The 17,781-nt window shown below is 48.6% G+C and carries 18 protein-coding genes; 1 reads left to right on the forward strand and 17 read right to left on the reverse strand.

Features of this window, described 5'->3' with window-relative positions; translation table 11 throughout:
• Window positions 1-1,305, reverse strand: a complete 1,305-nt coding sequence (locus JZI27_RS07410) for an FAD-dependent oxidoreductase (RefSeq protein WP_280207183.1) — start codon at window positions 1,303-1,305, stop codon at window positions 1-3.
• Between the two features lie 235 nt (window positions 1,306-1,540).
• Here JZI27_RS07410 and JZI27_RS07415 point away from each other — a divergent pair, with 235 nt between their 5' ends.
• Window positions 1,541-2,434 (forward strand): LysR family transcriptional regulator, encoded by an 894-nt coding sequence (locus JZI27_RS07415; protein WP_251243096.1) that lies wholly within the window; start codon window positions 1,541-1,543, stop codon window positions 2,432-2,434.
• 70 nt (window positions 2,435-2,504) lie between these two features.
• Here JZI27_RS07415 and JZI27_RS07420 read toward each other — a convergent pair whose 3' ends face one another.
• The 16 genes from JZI27_RS07420 to JZI27_RS07495 all read right to left on the reverse strand — a co-directional run bounded on the left by JZI27_RS07420 (window position 2,505) and on the right by JZI27_RS07495 (window position 17,780).
• Window positions 2,505-3,458, reverse strand: a complete 954-nt coding sequence (locus JZI27_RS07420) for an aldo/keto reductase (protein WP_251243095.1) — start codon at window positions 3,456-3,458, stop codon at window positions 2,505-2,507.
• A 35-nt stretch (window positions 3,459-3,493) separates the two neighbouring features.
• On the reverse strand, window positions 3,494-5,011 hold the full coding sequence (locus JZI27_RS07425) for a tripartite tricarboxylate transporter permease (protein WP_280207184.1): 1,518 nt from the start codon (window positions 5,009-5,011) through the stop codon (window positions 3,494-3,496).
• A 16-nt stretch (window positions 5,012-5,027) separates the two neighbouring features.
• Complete coding sequence (locus JZI27_RS07430; RefSeq protein ID WP_280207185.1) at window positions 5,028-5,534, reverse strand: tripartite tricarboxylate transporter TctB family protein; 507 nt, start codon at window positions 5,532-5,534, stop codon at window positions 5,028-5,030.
• Window positions 5,535-5,542: 8 nt separating this feature from the next.
• Window positions 5,543-6,613, reverse strand: coding sequence for a tripartite tricarboxylate transporter substrate binding protein (locus tag JZI27_RS07435; protein WP_280207186.1), 1,071 nt, complete (start codon window positions 6,611-6,613; stop codon window positions 5,543-5,545).
• A gap of 126 nt (window positions 6,614-6,739) precedes the next feature.
• Complete coding sequence (gene aroQ, locus JZI27_RS07440; RefSeq protein ID WP_122907854.1) at window positions 6,740-7,180, reverse strand: type II 3-dehydroquinate dehydratase; 441 nt, start codon at window positions 7,178-7,180, stop codon at window positions 6,740-6,742.
• 10 nt (window positions 7,181-7,190) lie between these two features.
• Complete coding sequence (locus tag JZI27_RS07445) at window positions 7,191-8,054, reverse strand: sugar phosphate isomerase/epimerase family protein (RefSeq protein WP_122907855.1); 864 nt, start codon at window positions 8,052-8,054, stop codon at window positions 7,191-7,193.
• 52 nt (window positions 8,055-8,106) lie between these two features.
• Complete coding sequence (locus JZI27_RS07450) at window positions 8,107-9,537, reverse strand: aldehyde dehydrogenase family protein (protein WP_251243092.1); 1,431 nt, start codon at window positions 9,535-9,537, stop codon at window positions 8,107-8,109.
• An 18-nt stretch (window positions 9,538-9,555) separates the two neighbouring features.
• Window positions 9,556-11,325 (reverse strand): thiamine pyrophosphate-binding protein, encoded by a 1,770-nt coding sequence (locus tag JZI27_RS07455; RefSeq protein WP_122907857.1) that lies wholly within the window; start codon window positions 11,323-11,325, stop codon window positions 9,556-9,558.
• Window positions 11,322-12,323: a zinc-dependent alcohol dehydrogenase gene (locus tag JZI27_RS07460; RefSeq protein ID WP_251243091.1), complete on the reverse strand. Its 1,002-nt coding sequence runs from the start codon at window positions 12,321-12,323 to the stop codon at window positions 11,322-11,324. Before JZI27_RS07460 ends, JZI27_RS07455 begins: the two co-directional genes overlap by 4 nt.
• 54 nt (window positions 12,324-12,377) lie before the next feature.
• Window positions 12,378-13,220 (reverse strand): citryl-CoA lyase, encoded by an 843-nt coding sequence (locus JZI27_RS07465; protein WP_280207187.1) that lies wholly within the window; start codon window positions 13,218-13,220, stop codon window positions 12,378-12,380.
• A gap of 115 nt (window positions 13,221-13,335) precedes the next feature.
• On the reverse strand, window positions 13,336-14,226 hold the full coding sequence (locus JZI27_RS07470) for a LysR family transcriptional regulator (protein ID WP_280207188.1): 891 nt from the start codon (window positions 14,224-14,226) through the stop codon (window positions 13,336-13,338).
• Window positions 14,227-14,346: 120 nt separating this feature from the next.
• A complete protein-coding gene (locus tag JZI27_RS07475) occupies window positions 14,347-15,390 on the reverse strand; it encodes a LacI family DNA-binding transcriptional regulator (RefSeq protein ID WP_122907861.1) in 1,044 nt (347 codons plus the stop codon).
• A gap of 108 nt (window positions 15,391-15,498) precedes the next feature.
• Complete coding sequence (locus tag JZI27_RS07480) at window positions 15,499-15,891, reverse strand: VOC family protein (protein ID WP_122907862.1); 393 nt, start codon at window positions 15,889-15,891, stop codon at window positions 15,499-15,501.
• Between the two features lie 39 nt (window positions 15,892-15,930).
• Entirely contained in the window at window positions 15,931-16,863 is a 933-nt protein-coding gene (locus JZI27_RS07485; protein ID WP_280207189.1) for a ketopantoate reductase family protein, read from the reverse strand.
• A 118-nt stretch (window positions 16,864-16,981) separates the two neighbouring features.
• The gene (locus tag JZI27_RS07490) at window positions 16,982-17,488 is read right to left on the reverse strand and encodes a Bug family tripartite tricarboxylate transporter substrate binding protein (RefSeq protein WP_280207190.1); all 507 of its coding nucleotides are present in this window, start codon (window positions 17,486-17,488) and stop codon (window positions 16,982-16,984) included.
• Window positions 17,442-17,780, reverse strand: a complete 339-nt coding sequence (locus tag JZI27_RS07495) for a type 2 periplasmic-binding domain-containing protein (protein ID WP_280207191.1) — start codon at window positions 17,778-17,780, stop codon at window positions 17,442-17,444. The genes JZI27_RS07490 and JZI27_RS07495 overlap by 47 nt, the downstream gene beginning before the upstream one ends.
• Window position 17,781 lies beyond the last annotated feature (1 nt).

Genomic DNA, 17,781 nt, shown 5'->3' on the forward strand with positions numbered 1-17,781 from the left:
TTAAATGATTGCGCCTTGCTCGCATAATTGTTTCTTTAATTTGCTTGTATCGATATCTTTTAGAAGTACCTGATCCTGCATGCTCAACACACACGCAACGCCTGCCGCTTGTCCGATCGCCATGCAGATGGCCATGACTCTTGTGGAGGCATTGGCAAAATGTGTGGTGGAAATCGATCTTCCTGCGACAAGCAGGTTATCGACATTCCCAGGAATCATCGTCCGATACGGAATCTGGTAGTTTTGCTTCAAGTAAGTCTTGATGGTCCTGTTCTCGGCAGCATCGTGATATTCGACTGGCCAAGCCCCCCAACAAATCCCGTCCTCAAACGTGGCTCCCTGCATCACGTGTTCCTCTGTCAGAACAAAGTCAGCTACAATTCTTCTCGACTCTCTGACGCCGATTTGCGTAGCGATTTCACTCAAATGAGAATCCTTGAAGCCAGGGACCTTATCTCGCAAAAACTTGCTGTACTCCACACTGGATCTTCTACCCTCGATTTCGGCTTCTGTCAGTTGTTTGGCATCGATGGCTGAAAAAGTGATCCAGTTCAAGTTGGCAATGACCGAATTGCCTACGGCAGATTCCATATAAACCCCTGAAGTCCGGGTAAACGCATACTCGCTCTTGTCAATGCTTGCTTGCGCCAAATCCTTATATTGCTGACGGGTGAACGTCCTTGCTTCCGTGAAATCGACATCTCCCATTTTAAAAATGGTCGTCGCTGCTTGTACCTGCCCTGTTTCATTGCCAATTACATAAGGGGCGTCTACCATCGGTATAACGTCTGCATCTCCCGTACAATCCACAAATTTTTGAGCGAATACGCGGAAGACTCCCTCTTTGTTCGTAATGATAGCATATTGGATGTTTCCGCTTTCTTTTTTCACGCCAATGACTTGTGTATGCAGCAGGAGCTGGATCTTCTCATAATGGGCCAACAAGCGGTCAATGGCGACTTTGAGTAAGTGATGGTCGCACGTATCTGCCCGATGCTGCCCAAAATCAACGCCTTCATTCGCTCCGCCCAGCTTGCCGAGCTCCAGGAACAGCTCGTCTCTTACCCCGCCGATAATCTTGCTTTCTTTATCAGCCGAATAAGCGCCGCAAATCGTGCTCACTGCGGCGGTAGTAGCCATTCCGCCGAGAAAACCGTATTTTTCGATGAGAAGCACTTCTGCCCCGCATTTAGCTGCCCCTACAGCTGCCCCAATCCCGGCGAAACCGCCACCCATCACCAGGATCTCCGTATGCAGATCGCCGCCGTATTTAAAACCCAACTCCGTTACTGCCGATTCAAACATTGTGTCTGCCACCTCATGTCTATACCTTTAGTAAAATTTCTTCACTCACCACTTACCTGATGCTTATTTGCCACCTCCTGATTGTCTGCGAAAATAAGCGTTTTCATTTTCACTATTAATGATCAAAAATTTCATGAATTAAGAACAGTATCGCCCTATTATTTATAAAATTCAATCTGTATAATCAAAGTATTAATAAGTAATAACCATAAATAGATAGAAAGCTGGTGTCCTTATGGAATTGCATCAGTTACAGTACGTCATTGAAATTGCCAGGCACAATCATTTTACACGTGCGGCAGAAGAGATCTGTGTCTCGCAGTCAACACTCTCTCAGCAAGTGACGAAATTAGAGGAAGAACTGGGGGTCAAGCTCTTCGATCGGACGACCCGTACAGTCAGACCCACTCCAGCAGGAGAAGAATTTATCTTTTATGCGAAGCGAATCTTGTCGGATATCGAAAGAGCCAAAAATCGGATGCAAGAGTACGCGGGTCTTTCAAAAGGGAAAATCAAAATCGGTGCGATCAACTCCATGAGCAATCTGGCCAATATCATCGTGAACTTTCAAAAGGATTATCCTGGCTTGAACATCATGATTGTGGAGGAAGGTAGCTACAAACTGTTGGAAATGCTGCAAACGCTCCAAATCGATATCGCCATCATTACCCCTCCTGTAGAAATGAATCTGCAAACAACAGCTGATATTTACGAGCTGATTGATGATGACCTGGTTCTCGTTACCCCCAAAAATCACCCTTTGGCCCAAAGAGACAAAATCGACTTGGCCGAAGCAGCCCAGGAGAAGTTTATTTTTCCGAGTCGAACACACAGCGCGTACAATTTAGCCTTGCAAGCTTGTCGAGACGCCAATTTTGATCCGGATATCGTTTGCGAAAGCAGCAGCCTGTACTCGCGGTTTGACCTGGTCAGCAAAGAGATGGGGGTTTCCCTCGTCTCCTCCAAAGGAGTGATATCGAGCGACAACGATAAGGTTTCTACCATCGCATTGACGAAATCGATCAAAAAGCCGACCGTTCTCGCCTTGCTCAAGCATACCTACCATCCCCCTGCCGTCATGGCTTTTCGGGATTATATACTGGATTCTGTATCCTTCAAACAAGCCTAGATCAAACAATACCCCCAACCGGCAGCAAGGTTGGGGGTATTTCACACTAGCGCTATACGTTTTCGTACGGTCATTCGAGATTGATCCATCTGACTTCCTCTTCACTTAATGGAAGCTCCAGTGCGACGAAGCAGTCTCTTAATTCCTCCACATTTTGCGGTCCTATTACAGCGCAAGTGGGAAATGGCTGATTCAAGACATAAGACAGGGCGATGTGATTCGCGGTATAACGGCTTCCTTTTTGTGCTGCCAATTCTTTCGCCCGCGAAAATCGCTCCCAGTTTGCTTCACTGTAGTATACACGTACCATGTCAGGGTTGTCAGTGATGTCGGGTGCAAAACGACCCGTAAAGAAGCCACTCGCCTGTGACGCCCAGGACAGCATCGGCATTTGCGTCTTTCGATGCCACTGCTCGTATTCCTGATCGATATAGACCGTTCCAGGCCACCTGGGTTCGTTCGCTTTCGCTAGGCTGAAGGATGGGCTGTTCACCAGCAAGCGATGATATCCTTTTTGATCCGCATACTGATTGGCTTCCTCGATTCTCTTATAGGACCAGTTCGATACACCCGCCCGTCTGATTCGACCAGCACGGATATGATTCTCCAGCATGTCCATCAATGCATCTACAGGAACGGCAGGATCATCCCGATGCAGCATGTACACGTCTACATAGTCTACTTGTAGCCGCTCCATGCTTTCTACCATGTCTTTCGTGATTTCCTCCGGATTCACCCTGTTCACAGATGCATCGTGAGTCCCATCCTCAGCCACAAAATGATGTCCGCCTTTATCTACAATAACCATCTGTTCACGGTTGTTTCGCGCTTGCATCCAGCGCCCGATCATTTGTTCACTTTTTCCCCGGTTATAGAGATTAGCGGTATCGAGCGTGTTGCCACCAAGGGCAACGAACGTGTCCAGCATCTCAAACGCAACCTGTTGATCGGTAGACAGACCCGATGTTCCCAGAATGAGCTTCGAAAAGGATTTGTCCAAACCAGGGATGAAGATCGTTTTCACTCTTTACCACCTCCTTGCATCTTAGCACTCTAACCTTAGACATCAGCTGATTTTTTCGAGAATTTCTGGAGCAGTTGGCCCTTCACTTTTTTATAGAGGGCAGTCTGCGAGAAAAGGGTAAACAGAACGAAGAGAGTCAGGATCAAGCTGATCGGATGGATAAACAAGCTGGATACGAAGCCCCAGATGCTGCCTTCCTCAGTAATAATCGCTCTTCGCAAGTACACATCCATCTGTGGTCCGAGAATAATCCCCAAGACCATAGGTCCAGTCGGGAACTTATACAGTCTCAGCAAGTAACCGATTACCCCAAAGACGATCATCCAGTACACATCTGCGACACTATTGTTAATCCCGTACGAACCAATGACGGTAAAGAACACGATGATCGGCATCAATACGTATTTAGGGATCAAGATGACTCTGGCGAAGAAAGAAATCGCAGAGAGTCCCCAGATAACAATGAAGATGAGGGAAACGAGTGCAGCACCCAGAATGATCCAGAACAATTCAGGGGTTTCCACCATTAGCATCGGACCTGGCTTCAAGCCGTGAATGGTCATGGCACCGATCAAAACCGCGGTAACCGCATCCCCCGGAATCCCCAAGGTCAGCATCGGAATCATCGCGCCACCGTTTGTAGACATTACTGCTACTTCTGGTGCGACCAGGCCTTCATAGGCACCTTTACCAAATGGACGGGTCGGATTTTTTACTGTCTTTTTGGCATGGTCATAGGCGAGCAAGGAAGAGATTTCCCCACCGGCACCGGGCAGAATGCCGACTACGACACCGATAATGGCTGTACGAATAGTGAGAGGCAAAAACTTGATCAGATAGATGAGTGGAGGCAGAACTTTTCCAATAATGACATCCGCTTTGGTTTTTCCGAGATTGTGCAGCTGAATCAGGACTTCCGACAATCCGAACAAACCTAGCATACACGCGATATAGTTAATCCCGCTTTTCAACTCCAGATTTCCAAAAGTAAAGCGTTCTACACCGGTAAGGGAATCCATCCCCACCATTCCAAGCGTTACACCTACACCTGCCACGAAAATGGCTTTGGCCATCGAGCCTTCGCTGAGTCCACCAACCAAGAGCAGGCCGAGGAACATGATCAGGAAGTAATCGCGTGCAGCAAATCCCAAAGCAAGCTCACCCAGAAACGGCGCTGCTACCCCGAGGCACAAGAGTCCGATCGCGCCACCAATCACCGCGTAAATTGTCGTGATCCCGATGGCGACCCCTGCTTCTCCTCTCTTCGTCAACGGATATCCGTCAAAAGTATGTGCCAGCGAGGAAGCCGAACCAGGGACGTTGATCAGAATAGAAGAGCGCGCGCCTCCGTACACTCCGCCATAAAACACGGCAATCATCGTCACGATCGCGGGAATCGTTTCCCAGGTATAGGTCAAAGAAACTAGAAGGGTAACTGCCATCGTAACAGACAGCCCAGGCAAAAGTCCTTTCACGACACCAAAAAGGGTTCCCAAGGCGATCAGGATCAGCAGTTGAATATCCAAGAAGGGTACTAGTATCTGATCTAACATGCTAAACACTCCTTAACTAGGGAAACACAATGTGGAAGACATGGACGAACGTATAATAAAACGCTACCGAAACAATCAGGGAAACGATGAAGCTGCGAAGCATTTTTTCTCTGCTGAGCAGAAGCATCGATCCAAAGAGAAACAAGAAAGAGAGAACCATGAAATTGATATAATTCATCAGGATGGCGAAAAGAACAACGAGGGCAGTGAATAAAATCAATCGAATATTGATCCCTTTTTGGGTGATGTTCTCTTTTTCATACATCTCTTTCTCAGGTTCTTCCTCGTCGTTTCCTTCAACCGCTACATGCTGCTTCGTCTCTTCTTGCGCAGAAGAGGGAGATTGAATCCCTCTTCTGGCAATCATAAGAGCACTAATGAGCATGACAACGCCAACTAACGCAGGAAAAAAGGAAGGAGAGGAAGGGTCAAATACATCCTGTTCTTCGATGTTAAACGATAACACTACAACTGCAAGACTGAGTACAATCAGGAGTGTAGAAATATATTTTCCCGCTACCATGTCATCACCTAATTCTTTTTCTCGATGTTCAAATCAGCCGGACTTACTTTTGCAGCTCCTGCCTCCTGCAGCAACCAAGCCGTAGTCGATTGCCAATCCATCCAGTATTTCACGGCTTCGTCACCCGAGATCCCTACAGAGATCGCACCCGAGTTCGACAGGAAGTCTTGGAAATCTGGATCTTGCTGTGCCTTAGCAAAAACGTCTACCAAATATTTTTTCACGTCATCCGGTGTATCCTTTTTCACCCACACACCATAGAAAGGTCCCCATGGGAGGTATTTTTTCATATCTGGCAATGTTTCTACGACTGCTGGAACATCTTTCAGCTCGTCGATTCTCTCGTCGTTGATTACAGACAGTACGCGAACTTTTCCTGCTTTGGCATTCTCAATCGCTGCAGGCAATCCCAGAACAGTTGCATCGAGGTGTCCGCCGAGCAGTGCAGTCAGTGAAGGTCCGTCTCCATCAAATGGAACCATGTTGTACTGGGTATTCGTTACAGTACCGAGCATCGTGGTGACCGTGAAAGGCAGTCCTCCTGGTCCAGTAGAAGCCATTTTGACTTTGCCAGGGTTTGCTTGTGCATCCTTGATCAGGTCATCAAGCGTTTGGTATTTGGAATCCCCCGGAACAACCACTGTTGCGATCCCGCGAGCCAGGATGTTTACAGGGTAGAAATCTTTGAAGTCCACATCAGAAATCTTCATGACCCCGTAAAGCGCAGGATTTTCTGCTGCAAACAGCAGGTTGTGTCCATCGGATTTTTTATCGTTAACATACTGTACGGCAATGGCGCCAGTCGCACCTGGTTTATTCGTCAGAACGAGGGAGTTCCCCAAGTGTTTTTCAGCCAAAGGACCGATTTTGCGTGACATGGTGTCCAACGCTCCACCTGCTCCCCACTGAATGACACCGGTTACAGTACCTGTCGGAAAGTTGGTGGTGCTTTCTTGTGGTGCGCTCGCATTTCCTTGAGGTGCGCTGGAATTGCTAGCATTACTTGCTGGTTGGGAACCACATCCCGCCAACATCAGCATACTGAAAGCGATTACAGAAATAGCTGTCTTGCGTAACATACATTTTCCCCCTTCATTTTTCTTTTTAAATAGTTTTAAAAATTTTTATAAATACTATTATAGTATAGAATCGACATTTTTCTACTTCTAAAGTAAATATTTTATTGATGAGATTTACTTAACTGATTATTCCTCGATCGACGCTACAGCTGCTCTCAGACCTAGCAGGTAGCTTTCGACCCCGAAGCCGCAAATTTGGCCTTTTGCGATCTCCGCAAATACAGAGTGATGGCGGAACTCTTCTCTGGCGTGGATGTTGGACATATGAATTTCAATGATCGGAACCGTAAGAATGGCGAGTGCATCACGCAGGCCGTAGCTGTAATGCGTCCATGCGCCAGCATTGATGATGACGGCATCCTTCTCTTCCTGATAAGCCTGGTGAATTCTCTCTACCATCTCTCCTTCATGATTGGAGTGATAGCACTCGATCTCGACGCCCAGCTCGTCAGCCAGCCCTTTCAATTTCGCATTGATCTCATCCAGCGTGACCGTGCCGTATTGCTTCGGGTCCCGCTTGCCAAACATGTTGTGATTGATTCCATGCAGCATCAATATCTTTTTCATATCGCTTCTCCTATACTTCAATTAGTTTTTTTTTATCGGTCGACAAAGACTCTTGATTAGTGCGCGGGTGCTTTTCAAAATACGCCTTCGCTGACTCCAGGCATCGGCGGGCAAATTCCTCGTAGCCCAGCTCCTGAGATCGTTTGGTGTTCGGCAATTCTATGGAGTATGGAATCTCCGGGATCCGGTTTACCACACTCGCAATATCGATGCCGCCCTCCCCTACATACAGGCGTGCCTCGCGGAGAATGCGCGTCATTTCCTCCTTGGCGGTCGGAATCTCGACTGGCGCATCGCACAGGTGGAAGAAACGGAACCATTCACGTGGGATGGCGTCCAGATCCTCTACTTTATCGCCCGAGCGATGGAAGTGATGCATGTCGAGCATGACACCTGCATTGTCTCGCTTGACTGTATGGAGGACATCAAGTACACCTGCAAGCGTGGATACGCTGGCGATCGGAACGAATTCCAGCTCCACCGTCAGTCCCAACGGTTTTGCCAAATCGCACAGCTCCGCGAAGCGCTCGACGGCAAAATTGCGGTCATCCGTCCAGATACTGCTCAGGACATGACGCCCACCTAACTCGGCAGCCGCTTCCATCGAAGGCAGGTAGCGCTTTGGATCTACGCCATCGTAAATCCTTGCCAATTCGATGTCGAGCAGCTTGATGCCCGTGTCGGAAAGCGCTCTCTTTGTCTTTTGCATCAACTCCTTATTATCAGCAAGCGAGTAGTTTGGTTCGCCAGGAAGACCCATGTAAATGGGTCTTAAACTGACGAAGTCATAACCAGTTCTTGCCGCGATTTCAATCATCTCGTCCGGTGGGCAGCCTAGCACAGTCAGATACGCTAAGGAAAATTGCTTCGCCACTTGGTTATTCCTCCAATCGTATGATGGTGGATGTCTTTTGGAAAAAGCAGGTTTACTTCTCCAACTCAGGATCGAAAAACTCTCCGAACAATTCCTCATCAGATGGTTTGTCTTCTGGAATCGGGCGTGAAACCCAAGTTGTGTTCATATAGTGCTTCAGGTGCACATTCTCGGAGACGATATTGCCGCCCCAGGTTCCGCAGCCCAGGCTGGAAGTCATCGGCATCCCGTTGTTGAAAGCTCCAGCGTTTGCCTTGGATTGCGGCTGACGTACCATGATCCGGCTGACAGGAGCAGCCATACCCAGACGGTGGATGTGGTCATCATTGAAGGAGTAGATTCCGCAAGAGTGACCTTTCCCTCCTACCTCGTAGACCGCACGCATCATATCCAGCGCATTCTCGAACTCGCCCTCGTACTTGTAGACAGCTAGCAGAGTCGTCAGTTTTTCTCCGGAGAATGGATATTCTTTTCCGATTTTGTCGCCTCTGACGATGATGAATTTACGATCATCCGGAATGGAGAACCCGGCGATTTCAGCCAGCTTTTGCGGCGCCAGAGCGACTGTGGTCGGCAAGCGATGTCCTTCGTCGTCCCACATGACAGCACGCAGCTTTGCTTTTTCTTCTTCATTTGCCAAATATCCGCCGACCTTTTGCAATTGCTCCAGCATGTCGTCAAAAATCTTGTCACTGATGATCAGATTGCCATCAGAGGAGCAGCCAGAACCAAAGTCAGAGGTCTTGCTCAGCATGGTGTTTTTTGCAGCATCCGCTGTATCTGCGGTTTCATCGATAATCATGGTTGCGTTACCCGCACCTACGCCATAAGCAGGTGTTCCTGAGCTGTACGCGCTCTTCACCATGTCTTTTCCGCCAGTTGCCAGTGCCAGATCTGCCCGTGCCATCAAGGCTTTGGTCATCGGAATGTTGACGTTGGTCAGGCATTGCAGGATGTCAGCAGGCGCACCTTCACGCTCCAGCGCTTCTCTCATCAAGCGAACCGTTTCGAATGACGTTTTCTTGGAGCGCGGATGTGGAGAATAAATAACTACGTCTCTGGCTTTGATCGCATAGATCGCGGTACCTGCCGGAGTCAGATCCGGGTTGGTCGTCGGAACGATGGAAGCGATGATGCCGACCGGCTTCGCGTATTTTACAATGCCCTTTTCCGGGATTTCTTCGATGATTCCGATACTTTTTTGGCGAAGCGCATCGCGCAGGATCCCGCGAATTTTAAATCGCTTGTTCATGCGGCTCTCAGGATCACCCAGTCTGCTTTCCTCGATGCCCATCTCTACCAGACGTGCGAATGTTTTCTTGTTTGCAACAGCCCACGCCACCGCTTGGCACAGACGATCCACTCGCTCCTGATCGTAGGTCTCGATGATCGCCAGCGCTTTTCTTGCCTTTTCAAACGCCAGATCCAGCTCCTGCTGTTGTTCTTCTGTCAATTCAGTCGCTCTTACTTTTACCTCTCCCATGTCTCCCTGCCTCCTCTGTTATGCGTCTACCGCTACGTGGTGAACTTTCTTGTCCGGTGAATAAATGTCCATGATATTCCAGTGGCCCGCTGTTGGGGTTGGGATATTCTGCATTTGCACGTCGATCACAACGGGTTTATTGGATTCAATAGCTTTTGCAAGCGCATCTTTAAATTCAGACGCTGACTCAATCTTGATGCCTTCGACCCCGTAAGCTCTTGCAATTGCCGCATAGTCTGGCGAATAAGGTTTGCCGTCGCGTTTGAACAACGTTCCGAGAGTGGTACCGAAGTGAGCCTTTTGCAAACCGGCAATCGTACCGAACGCGTAGTTGTTCATGATGACCCAGACGACAGGAATGTTTTCTTCCGCTGCGGTTGCCAGTACGGCAGGGTTTTGTCCGAAGCCGCCATCTCCCACCAGGGAAATCACCACTCGATTGGGTTGGGCGATTTTGGCGCCGAGTGCTGCTGGAGCACCGAAGCCCATCGTAGCCAAGCCGCCTGGCGTCAATACGGTACCTGGTTCATAGACCGGGAACTGCTGACCTACCCCGTTTTTGTTCCAGCCTACATCTGTCGTGATGAAAGCGTCTCTCGGCAGTACTTCGCGTACCTCCTGCAGGATGCGTTGTGGTGTCATCGGGAAAGCATCAGACTCGATATGCTCTTTGTTCAATCCTTGGAATTCAGCGCGATTCGCAGCGATCTTCTGTTTCAGTTCCTCGTTTTGCTTGCCCGCTGGCAGCAGTTCTTTGGCTACGCGATTCAATGCCGTCAAGGCCTGCTTCAGATCCGCTACTGCTCCGATGTCTACCGGATAGTTTCTGCCGATTTCACTAGGATCGATATCGATATGAATCAGCTTGGTTTTCGGAATGTCGAAGGTGTATTCTTTTTCCCAGGAGCTTGCATCTGCTTCGGCAAAACGCGTTCCGAGTGCGAGTATCAGGTCTGCGTTGCGAGTTGTATCGTTGATAAAGGTAGTTCCCCAGAAGCCGGTCATTCCCAGCGTCAGTGGATGGTCGTCAGGAAGCGCTCCTTTTCCCATCAGGCTGTGAGCTACAGGAATGCTCAGATGATCGACCAGCTCTTTCAATTCTGCTGCCGCATCGGCGATCATGATGCCTCCGCCAACATACAGCACGGGATTTTTTGCAGCAATGAGCTTCTCCACGATCCGTTTAGCTGTCTCATGATCGAGCGATGGCTTGTGCAGCTTGCGAGTATGAAGCTTCACCTTTTCAAATAGTTCGACATCGATTTCCATCGAAAAGATATCCATTGGAACGGATACGAGTACGGGTCCCGGTCTTCCGCTCTCTGCGAGCTGGAAGGCTTTTTCCAAAATCTGCGGGAATAGATCCGGGCGGTCTACGCGCCATGCCCGTTTCACGAATGGACGGTAGATTTCATATTGCGAAGCGTCCGCGTGCAGGTTTACTTCCTGGTGCGGGTGCTTGCCGTAGTAGTGGCTAGGCACGTCGCCAGCAATGACGACCATCGGGATGGAATCGAGTGCTGCGTTGGCCACGCCTGTCGCTGCATTCGTAAGCCCTGGTCCCAAGTGACTCAAGACGACTGCCGTCTGCTTTTTCGCACGCGCATAGCCATCGGCAATGTGAGCGGCGATCTGTTCATGTCTGGTGTTGATGAATTTGATGCTGCTGCCCTCTTCCAAGGCATTCAATACGGCGATGTTGGTGTGTCCGCACAGTCCGAAGAGGTGCTCCACGCCGCGATCTTCCAAATACTTGACCAGTTGATGAGAAATGAGTTCCTTTTTCATTCGCTATGATCCCCCCTGAAATCGAGAATGATTTTTCCATAATCGCCCGAAAAAGCGTTTTCAAATGCTTGTTCATATTCTGAAACCGGCAAGATCATCGAGACTACGGGATCAACCTGAAAATTATCATTTCGCAAATATTCAATCGTCTGCAAAAAGTCATCCGGGAAGTTGTAGATGATCGAGCCGTAAAGTGTGATTTCATTGCGTACGACATGGGCAACAGGAAATTGTGCTTCCGAGGTGATTCCGATCATGACCATCGAACCGCCGGGAGTGACAAGCTGCATGCCTTGTTCGATCGAGGCACGCGTACCTGCTGCTTCAATCACAATGTCAAACGTTTCACCAGCCACCTCGTCTGGCAGTGCAGTCCGGATATTTTCTACCATTCGCCCTACCTTTTCCAGCTTCAACGGGTTGATGTCAATGGCGGTAACCTTTGCTCCCAGGTAGCTTGCCATAAGCACAGCCAGCTTGCCTTCATTGCCGCAGCCTACAATCGCTACGGAAACATCTTTGTCGATCTTGACTTTGCGCAAGGCATGTACCACTACTGCGAAAGGCTCAATCAGGATGGCTCTTTCATCTGTCAAATCATCCGGTACAGGAAGTACGAATCGCGAGGAAATGACAAACTCTTCTGAAAATCCTCCATCTGTGTTGATCCCGAGAGATTTCTTGTTCTGACAGACGTTCGTGAGCCCTTTTTTGCACTTCACACAGCGTCCGCAAAAGGTGTTCGGCTGTACGACAACCCGTGTTCCAGATGGATACAGTGCGTCCTCTCCAGCCTCGACGATGGTACCGAGCAATTCATGACCCGGGCGCACCGGATATTTGGCGTAGTTGATTCCACCTTTGAACACATTGAGGTCTGTTCCGCATATCCCGCCGTAAATCAGTTTGATTTTCACTTCGTCTCCGGTCGGTCCGGGAAGTGCTTCACTTTCACGTAACTCCATCTCGAATGGATTGTTTAGATATAATTCCAGCACTCGCTTATGTTCACCACCTTGTTGTTTCGTTTCTGCCTTTTCGAGTGCAAGGGGTTAGTCTTGCTTATCTAAATGTCTCAGCTCTGGTCCAGAATAGCGGACCAAGTCGTCCCGATTCGGACACGGACCTTTGATCAAGACTCGGTTTTGCAGCTCCTCAAAAGCATGAGCGACAATTCCCATCCCTCTTGAGAGAGCAAAGATACCTTTGGCCGACTCGGCAGGGATTGCCAGTTCACACTGGATCGCTGCAGCCACGCCATCGACGTTCATCGTCATCTTTCTCTTCTTGCGCTCTTCCAGCTGGCGTCTGAACTCTTCCGCCATTTTCAGGTAGGCTCCCGAGATTTCGCCCTCTTCCACAAGCGTTTGCGCAAGCGCATACAATCTTCTGATGCGAGGGTCATCGTCATGCAGCTGATGCCCGATGCCAGCCAATTTTTCTCCGTTCTGTTCAAGCAGATCGAGCTGCTCCCCAATCACTTCGTTGAATGAACGCTTCGGATCGGCTTCCAAAATCCCATTTGTCTTATAAAACAAGGTCATGGCTTTCTCAGCGGCTCCGCCGTGCACATCACCCAATACGTTGATGCCTGTTGCGACGCAGGAATTAAAAGAGATTCCGCACGTTGCTGCCATTCTAGCTGCAGCGATAGAAGGGGCTCTCGGACCGTGATCCGCTCCCGCTACTAAAACGCTTTCAAGTAAGCGTGCCTTTTTCTCGCTGAGCACCTCTCCACATAGAAGCAAATAAAGCATCTGGCTGTAGGAGAGCGTACCAATCAATTCTTCAATCGGATAACCTCTGACGATGATTTCATTTTTCTTGATACTGCTGATCTCGGTATCCCACCATACATCTCCGTTGGAATAAGCATCCAAAGCACTACGGCCCATCTCTCATTCACTTCCTTTTCCATCCTTCTTCGCTTCTCTTGATCACAGTATAGCTGGTGTTTTGCCAGTAATAAAATGAATAAAACTCATGGAATCCATGAGTTTTAGGAATGTCTTATTTGATTAACTTTTGGCTTTCTTCGATAAATCGTTTGAACTGTTCGAGGGCAGGCGACATATAACGATCCGATCGCCATACCATTTGGATGGTTCGTTTGCAATTCGGATCGGCAACGGTGAGAATAGAGAGTTTGTCCATATCCAATCCCGGGATGAAAGGGATCAGGGCTACGCCAAAATTGGCTGCCACAAACCCTGCGATCGTCGCATCCCCTACCCCTTCAAACGTTACCTTGGGCTTGAATCCTGCCTGCTGACAGAGGTTGTCAATCACTTCGCGAATCCCACTCTCATGCTTGTAGGAAACGAATGGCTCGTCCGCTACCTCTCGCAAATAGACTTCGGTCCTATCAGCGAGTCGATGGTTCTTCGGTACGATGAGAAAGAGCTGCTCTTCCATCGCTGCTACTGCTTCGATGTGCTTGTTTTTCATCTGCTCGTTGGGTGAACAAAACCCGAGCTCGATTTCCCCTGCTTCCAGCAGATTCATGATTTTTCTCGTAGAGTCTTGCGTCAGCGCAAACTCGATACCCGGAAATTTTTCGCGAAAGACGCCAATCAGATCAGGCACAAAGCTGGAGCCAAGCGTATGGATAAACGCCAGAGAAATACTTCCGTTGTAGGGATCATCCAAATCCTTGATTTCCTGCTTGGCAAGTGTGATCTCCTGCATCGCCCGATTTACGTACGGCAAGAGAATCTCCCCGTACCGATTCAGCACAACGCCGCGAACCTTGCGCTCAAACAAGGGAACCCCCATCTCTTCCTCCAGCTTGGCAATCGAGCGACTGAGTGCAGATTGAGTCAAAGCCAGTTCATCTGCTGCCCGGGTAAAATTCTGCACTCTGGCTAAGGTTTGGAAATATTCAAGCTGCTGCCACTCCATCTGAACGCCTCCCGTGCATTCTAATCATAGCTACTTGCTACTACTCGATATGAAAATAAGTTGCAGACGGATTATAGAAACATTTCCAGTCTACAACTTATATTTGGTTTCGCATACACATCACTCGTTCGTTTCTGATTTTATCCAAGAGCTGGAAGTGCGAACGATTAATTCAGGCTTGATAATAATACGTTGTGGCTCGATATCCAAACCCATGATTCTTTGGTGCAGCAAATCTGCCGCATAGGTGCCGATCAGTTGCGGGCATGAAGATACCGTGGTCAAACTGGGAATCGAAGTAGCTGCTTCTTTGAGATTATCAAACCCTACCACAGCGATGTCTTGACCTGGCGTTAGTCCTGCTTCTTGCAAACCGACCATAGCCCCAAATGCGATGACGTCATTGTAGCAAAAAATGGCTGTAGGCGGGTCGGGATGCTTTAATAGTTGCCTTACCGCGTTTAGTCCGCCATCTCTTGTCATTGGGCTACCTACCATCAAGGTTTCGTCAACAGACAAGCCCGCTTCTTGGAAGGCTTGACCATATCCTTCTTTTCTTGCTTTCCAAGAAGAAGCTTCCGTAGGCCCGCCAAGCAAAGCGATTCTGCGATGTCCAGCAGAAATCAGGTGCTCGACAGCGACTTTTGAGCCCGGTGCAAAGTCAACACCCACGTAATCACAGTCCGCACCTGATATTTCTTTTCCGATGAGAATGACTGGGATTCCCCATTTCTCTAGTCGATTGATCGTATCCAGAGAGCTCTTCGTAGCTGGACAGAGAATCACACCACTCACTCGATACTCCAGCATCGTGGATAGCAGACTGTCTTGCTTGGCCCCGGATTCGGAGGTTGTTCCCAATAACACAGTATATCCGTGCTTGTCCAGTTCTTGATGTACACCCTCCAGCAATTCTGAAAAGTAAGGATTTGCGATCTCTGTGATAATCATCCCGACCGTAGACGAGCTTTGAGAGCGCAAATTGGCTGCTACCCGATCATATACGTATCCCAAGTCACTCATCGCGGCCAAAACTCTTTTTTGGGTAGCTTCTGAGATATTCTGAACCTTATTTCTGACGATTAAGGAGGCCGTTGTCTTCGAAACCCCTGCATGATCCGCTACCTGCTGCAGAGTGACGCGCGCCCGTTTTTTCTTATTCACGACTTCCAATCACCTACTCAAGACTTTCTTCCTTCTCTTTTGACACAAATTAATCCTAAACCAAAAATAAAGGCAAGTAAAGAAAACGAAATCGTAAGAAGATGGGACTTACTTCGTAACATAACTAACCTCGACAGAAAGCAGTTGATTGACACTGTTAGCTTTTTCCTGAATCAATTCTAGAACCAATCCATCTGGCAGTTGAACCCAGTTACGTCCCTTTGGCAATCCCGAGCATCCCCAGGTGTACACCGCTTCTAGCGCCTGCTCCAAATCCTCAGTTATGATAGCAATATGACCCATGCGCCCTTCACCTGCTACAAAACCCGGATCCGAGATGAGTTGCAAGCCACCCATAAGCCAAACCTGCTTGGGGTCTTTTTTTTCCCCATCATAACCTACGACTGGCATTCCCAATGCCTCCTGAAAAAAGCCAATATGCCAATGAATATCCTTGACGAAATAGGCTACGTGCTCCACATACGACTTTTTTGAGTACACGAAAGTTTGCCCCTCTCAATATTAATGATGTCGTTCCAATCATTTGAGATACTGTAGCCCATATTCGATTCCTTTTACACTCGCCACCAATGTTTTGTTGACAGGAGTGGGAACCCCCCATTTCTCTCCCAAGCGGACGACGGAGCCATTTATGAAATCGATTTCGGTTGGCATTCTTTGCTCGATACTTTGAAGCATCGAAGGTTTAAAATCATCAGGCAAGCCTTCCGAAGCTTTGAACCAGGCTTCCGTTGGCTCCCGAATGGACAGTTGAACACCCATTGCCTTTGCAACAGCCATTCCTTCTGCTACCGCCTCAAGCGCAGTTTCCATCAGCTGTGGCATTTTATACAACCCGCCATACGGCAGTCTCGTGATTGTACACAAGGCACCTGTGGCAATATTGATCAGCAGCTTATCCCAAATGATGCCCATGATATTGGAGCTGACCGCGGTCGCCAAGCCTGCATGATTAAATACTTCAGCTACTCGGTTTACCCGCTCAGAGATCCTGCCGTCCATCTCTCCGATATAGGTTTCTTTCCCTACCGTTCCCGCATTGACATGGCCCGGATTCAGCATGACGCCACCTACATAAGTCCTGCCTACCAACACGCGTTCCTTGCCCACGACCTCGGCGATGATCTCTTCATTGCCCAAGCCATTCTGTAAAGACATCACCATCGTGTGCTCCCCCACAATCGAGTGGGCATTCTCTATAGCCTCTCTGGTGTGATAAGATTTCACGAGTACAATCATTAAGTCTACAGGTTCCATCCCTTCACAACTCGTAGCCGCGTGCACTTTCACTGTTCTTTCACGGCCATGTTCCCGAAGAGTCAGACCTTTTGTATTCATCACCTGTACATGTTCAAGCGAACGCCGAACCAATGTAACCTGTGAACCCGCTTCTGCCAATTGGCCGCCAATCGTACTGCCTAAAGCTCCTGAACCCAGTATGCATATTTTCATCAGTAGCCTCCTCGCCTGTATCCTTTCCTATGGGATGACTCTTCATCAAAGATAAAGCCCTGCTTGACTCATTTCCAGAAGAAAAAAGCTGCGCAGGACTTTTTTTTCTAAAGATCAATTATTCTTTTTTCTGAATCCCCAACTGATCCGGACTCACTTTGGCCACTCCTGCATCCTGCAACAACCAGGCCGTCGTCGACTGCCAGTCCTTCCAAAATTTAACCGCCTCAACGCCTGACAATCCGATCGAAACTGCTCCTCTTTGCTTCAAGAAATTCTGGAACTCGGCATCTTGTTGTGCCTTGGAGAAAGCATCAGTCAATACCTGTTTGATCGGATCTGGAGTATCCTTTTTGACCCAAACGCCATAAAAAGGACCCCACGGTAAGTATTGTTTTATTTCGGGAACCGATTCCACAATCGCGGGAATCTCTTTTACTTGCTCTACTCGCTCTTCACTGAGCACTGCAAGAATACGTACCTTGCCTGCCCTCATATTCTCGATAGCAGCAGTTAGACCTGTAACCGTCACATCTACGTGTCCTCCCAATACAGCTGTCAAAGCTGGCCCTCCGCCATCAAAGGGAACCATGTTGAACTGAACATTCGTCACTGAAGTAAGCATGGTAGCCATCTGCATTTTTATCGACGACGTATTGCAAGCCAATCGCACCGTTTGCTCCTGTTTTGTTACTTAACACGATGGATTGACCCAGATGTTTTTCTGCCAATGGAGCGATGGCTCGCGAGATCGAATCGGTATCTCCACCTGCTCCCCAAGGGATGACACCTGTTATGGTCTTTTTCGGATAGTCAGCGCTCTTCCCCGTTGTATGACCACCTTGAGAACTGCATCCCACTGCCAGAATCAATGACAAGGTAATTAGAAAATTGGTTGTTTTGCGAAAATGGCGCATA

Source organism: Brevibacillus sp. AY1 (assembly GCF_029870785.1).
Classification (GTDB): Bacteria; Bacillota; Bacilli; order Brevibacillales; family Brevibacillaceae; genus Brevibacillus; species Brevibacillus invocatus.